General features: G+C 61.3%; 2 protein-coding genes and 2 pseudogenes. All 4 read right to left on the reverse strand.

Features of this window, described 5'->3' with window-relative positions; translation table 11 throughout:
• A pseudogene (locus BLX41_RS34650) lies at positions 1–899 on the reverse strand (hypothetical protein); the annotation flags it as partial.
• Positions 900–902: 3 nt separating this feature from the next.
• Entirely contained in the window at positions 903–2189 is a 1287-nt protein-coding gene (locus BLX41_RS07060; RefSeq protein ID WP_123724308.1) for a hypothetical protein, read from the reverse strand.
• 13 nt (positions 2190–2202) lie between these two features.
• A complete protein-coding gene (locus BLX41_RS07065; protein ID WP_123724309.1) occupies positions 2203–3150 on the reverse strand; it encodes a hypothetical protein in 948 nt (315 codons plus the stop codon).
• A 72-nt stretch (positions 3151–3222) separates the two neighbouring features.
• Positions 3223–4530, reverse strand: a pseudogene (locus tag BLX41_RS34655) (hypothetical protein); the annotation flags it as partial.

The following is a 4530-nucleotide window of genomic DNA, read 5'->3' on the forward strand; positions in this document are numbered from 1 at the left end:
TAGGCAACGCTGTTGATGTTCAGGTCTTTGTCGGCATTGATGAGTTGGCGACCCGGCGGGCAGATCTGTGGCTCATCGGTAAACGCCGTGGCCAGGGTACCGATGACCCGGCCGATGCTCGGGTTTGGGCTGAACTGGTTGGCGGCGTAGTCCGCATTCAGTTGCTCGGTGGTCAGAGTCGGACACATTTCGAACATCACGAAACGCAGCACGATCCCGGTCGCGTTGGGCGCTTCGATCAGGGCCCTGAGGCCGGCACTTTCCTTGTTGTAGCTGATGATGCTGCTCAGCGGAAAGGTCAGTTGAAAGGTGCCGCTGGCATGGAAGGAACCCGGCGAGTCCATGGTTGCAGGCTCCAGCACCCGGGTGTTGAGGTCGAAACTGCTGCACACGGTATCCCAGCGAATCAATAGCTGAGGCGTGTTGCCATTGCCGATCTGCAGGCCTCCGACAAAGATCTGGGTCGTGGTGCTTGCTGTGGGGTCCAGGTCGACCATCATCGGGCCGGAGTAGGGGCCTTGTCCGGTGCCGGGAGTAACGGAGCCCAGCAGGTAGACCGGCTGGCCGACCATATCCCCTTCCAGCGCGATGTTGCCCGGTGTGCCCTGGGAACTGATCAGCGCATTGTGCAGCGTCACCACGTGTTCTCCGTAGTGGTTCCAGCCGCCGGCCGTGTACCGGCTGTTGGGGCCGATTCTCGGGTCCGGGGCGTTGATCAACTGGTACAGGTGCTCATCGCTATAGGTCTTGGCCTGTTCCGCCATGGTCGAGGTGGTCAGGTCGAACAGGTCAAGGGACGTGGCGATGCCGTTGGGCAAGGTCGGTGAGTTGTTCGGCACGCTGACGTCGGTGGAGATGCCGCCCCAGAAGTTCAGTCGGGGTCCATTCAATATGCTCATGATCTATTCCTTATCCTTGGCGACGCTGCTGGCTGGGGCTTGGGCGAATCTGAACAGGAAGGAGAAGTCGCTTTTGTATTGGCTGTTGAGCGGTGCCGCCATGGAGTGGCAGTTCATGCAGCTGCTGTTGGGCTGGATGTAGCTTTCCATGGTGACGTTGGCCGATAGCGACGGCGTAGGCTGCCCCAAGGGGTTGCCGGGGTTGTCCGGCGACTGTGGCCGTTGGGTGGTGATCAGCTGGTAGTACTTGAACACGCTCTGTTCTACCTGCGGATCGCCCTGGTATTGGGTGTTGATCTGCTGGGTGGCGTCCGTGATCGGGGTGACCCGGTTCAGCGGGTCCGGGGTGCTGAAGCTGCTACCGGGTTTGGGCGTGCAGACCATCTTTCCAGCCTGTTGCTGCCACAGACAAGGAGATTGGTTGAGGCTTTCGGCGGGCGCCTTGGCGTTGAAGTAGGAGTAGAAAATCCCCGAGACCGGTTGGTCCACCCAATGGCCTCCCAGCTGGGTCTTGGGAGGTACGTTGTCGACCTGTTCGAAGGTCGACCAGATCCACTGCGGGAACCCGTCCACCTTGCTGATGATATGCAGCCCCACCAACCCCAGGTTGGCCTCGGTGGTGCCGTTGGGCTGTCCCTGACTGTCGAACTGGGTGACCAGAGCCTTCATCGTCAGATAGCGGCTGCTGTCGTCGGCATTGGTGAGGATGCGCCAACTGCTCTTGATCTCGCCGGCGCCGTTGGGAAAGCTGATGTTCTTCGCGGCGTCGACGATCACTGCGTTGTAGAAGTCGTTATCGACGATGTAGTTGTAGGAGACCTCGTTGGCGGCGATGTCGTAGTAGGTCGGGTTGCCGCGCTGGTCGATCAGCCAGCCGCCCACTGCCTGGTTGTCCGCTTGCACCACCTGGGTGTTCTTGACTGCCGCGATGTTGATCAGGCTGAGGTTTCTGCGCGGCAGTTGCGAGTTCCAGAGACCCGGATTCCTGGCCCCGGGGAGGAAGGTCTCGCTGACGCTCTTGTAGGTCTGCCACACGGTATCGCCAGGGCTGCCCAGGGGCTTGCTGCAATCGGCCACTCCGCGCTGTCCTGCCAGGGCCGGCCAGTTCAGGTTGATGAACATCTGCCAGCTGTATTGATCGAACGCCTGCTGCGACGCGCCCGCGGCAGGCGCCGCGGCTGTGGGCGGACAACTGGTCTGCGGCCCCGCTGCACTGGGTTGCAGGGCGCTGGCCTGCTGGCTGGCCAGGCCAAGCAACAACAGGGCGGTGAAACGGCTCCAATGGTTCATGAGGCTGCTCCTGTCACTGCGCGGTGGGTGAAAGTTGGTTCCACTGTGGCCGCGCACCGTTCTTCAGCGATGGCGGTGGCGTGAAGAGCTGGCAGTCAGGCGGGTTGGCCGGGCACATTTTCGCCACCTGGTCCCAGGTCTTGGCCGGGTCCGGCTTTGCGTTGCTCCAGTTGCGATAGTTCTGACTGACGATTGGCGCGTTGGCGACGCTGGCATCACCGGAGAAATAGAACGACTGCGGATGTTGGTAGGCCGGTTGGCCCGCCCCGTCACTGGTGGCCTGCTTGTAGAAGGCGTAGCCGAACAGGATCGGCGGGGCGCTCTTGCCCGGCTTCAGCTCCAATGCGTAGGCCTGCACGCTGCCGTCCAGATGCTGGCTGCGGGCGGCGCTGTAGGGCAGGTGCTTGATGAAGTCCTGGCGCGGCGGATGGTTCATGGGCGAGAACAGGCAGCAGGCCGGCATGTCCTTGGGCCGGTCCTCGGGGTAGGTGAGGAAATAGGCCTTGTTGCCCAGGGAGACGAAAGAGCAGGTGTAGTTGTTGTCCTTGATCGGGAAGATCGGCAGACAGTATTTCTCGTAGTGCTCCATCATCGCCCCGGAGCCGTCGCCGTCGGCCGGGACATAGTCGTTGTCGTAGTAGCTGGTGCCCTGGGACACGGTGTAGTCGGCAGGTTGCAGGGTGCTGGGCGGGCTGCTGTAGGGCGGCGGGTTGTTCTCATAGTGGGCAGTGACCCGGTACATGGTCCAGTCACTGACCCAGGTCGCCGGATAGAGCGGATCGGCCGGTTCGCCGGCCTTGCGCTTGATCACGCAGTTGTTGTTCAGGGCGTCACAGCCCTTGGTGTTGTGCACGCCCATGTTGAAGTAGACGTTGTCGGGGTATTTCTGGGCCCACAGCGTCTGGCTGGCGCACAGCAAGGTGGCGGCCAACAGCAGGCGCTTGAAGAAACTGGCGTTCATCTGACTCTCCTTTGCAAAGACGGGCGACACAGGTCGCCCGGTGTTCCAGTGCATGGCCGTTGCGGCTCAGCCTTACTGATAGTCGCCAAGGTTTAGCGGGGTCGGCGGGTAGCCGGTGCTCACCAGGTCCTTGGCCCAGATTTCCAGCACCTGGCGTCGGCTCTGGGGCAGGTCCCGGGTGATGGGCATGGCCAGGGTGCTGGCCTCCTGATAGTCCTTGCTGATCAGCTTGATGAACTGCTCGATCGCGCCCTCGATGCGTTGCAGGGAGTTGAGCGGCATGTACTTGTTCATGATCGGGTAGAGGTAATAGAAGGGCTGGAGGATGTGCGGATAGATGAACCCGTTCCAGATCCGCACGTTGGCGTCGTCGAACTTGTACACCCCGTTCCAGTAGTCGATGAAGTCCTTGAGCATCTGCGGTTCTTGCGGCAGCACCCGCAGCGGCGAAAGGAAGTCGGTGAAGGCGTCGGTGTAGGAGAAACTGAACGGAATGCCCGTCGAATCGTCCTGGATGAAAAACCGCACAGTAGGGAACCCCGGCGCGACGGCATGCACAGTCAACTGGGCAATGCCGTCGGCATTGGTCTGGATGCGGGTCAGGCTGTAGGTCACGGTGGAGCCCATGCCAGCGGTATTGTCCAGTTTCCCGCTCATCGTTTGCGGATTTTCGAACCTCAGGCATGGCCTCAGATCGATAGCGGACGGGGTTTTCAGGAACTCCTGATAGGTGATGGCGGTGCCTGGCGGCGGATCGCTATCTTCAACGGTCATTGCTTTCAGGCGTCTGCCGCTGCCCTCCCTGAACAGGCTGGGATGCTCCGAGCCGTCGACGAACTGGGGCATTCCCGGCTTGTTCAACTCGCGCGCATCCGGATGGTCAGTGATCAACACGAAATCCGCCGGGTTGCTGAAAGCCAGGTAGTAGTTGCTGGTGGTCAGCATGTAGGCGTTGTTGTATTCGGCAACCCACAAGGTGACACCGGCCTTAGCGGGCTGGCCGTTGTACTGCACCATGATGTTCAGCGTCCGGCTGTCACCGACATCGATGAAGCTGCCGCTCTCGATGACTTCCGCGGTCCACATCTGCTGTTGGGCGGCGATGGTTTGCGTGCCCTGCAGCCGCAGCGCCAGGTTGCCGTTTTTCAACAGGGCCTGGGCGTTGGCGTCGAGGGGCAGGTCCAGCAAGCCGGAACGCTTGTCGAAGGCTGTTTGCTGATATTGCTCGTAGCTCACGCTGGTCAGGGGCTCGAAGTTGCTGCCCTGCTGGACCCCTAGCTCATAGTTGCCAACGTGGAACTTGGCTGCGACCGGAATACCGTTGTTGCGCCCATCTAGATCGGGAGCGGCCGGGCCGTCATGGACGTCCGGGTAGATCGG

It is taken from the genome of Pseudomonas protegens, assembly GCF_003732485.1.
GTDB lineage: Bacteria > Pseudomonadota > Gammaproteobacteria > Pseudomonadales > Pseudomonadaceae > Aquipseudomonas > Aquipseudomonas protegens_B.

What these genes read in the sequence shown, in the direction of transcription:
- BLX41_RS07060 (WP_123724308.1), bottom strand. Translation starts at nt 2,189, where the DNA reads ATGAACCATTGGAGCCGTTTCACCGCCCTGTTGTTGCTTGGCCTGGCC.
- BLX41_RS07065 (WP_123724309.1), bottom strand. Translation starts at nt 3,150, where the DNA reads ATGAACGCCAGTTTCTTCAAGCGCCTGCTGTTGGCCGCCACCTTGCTG.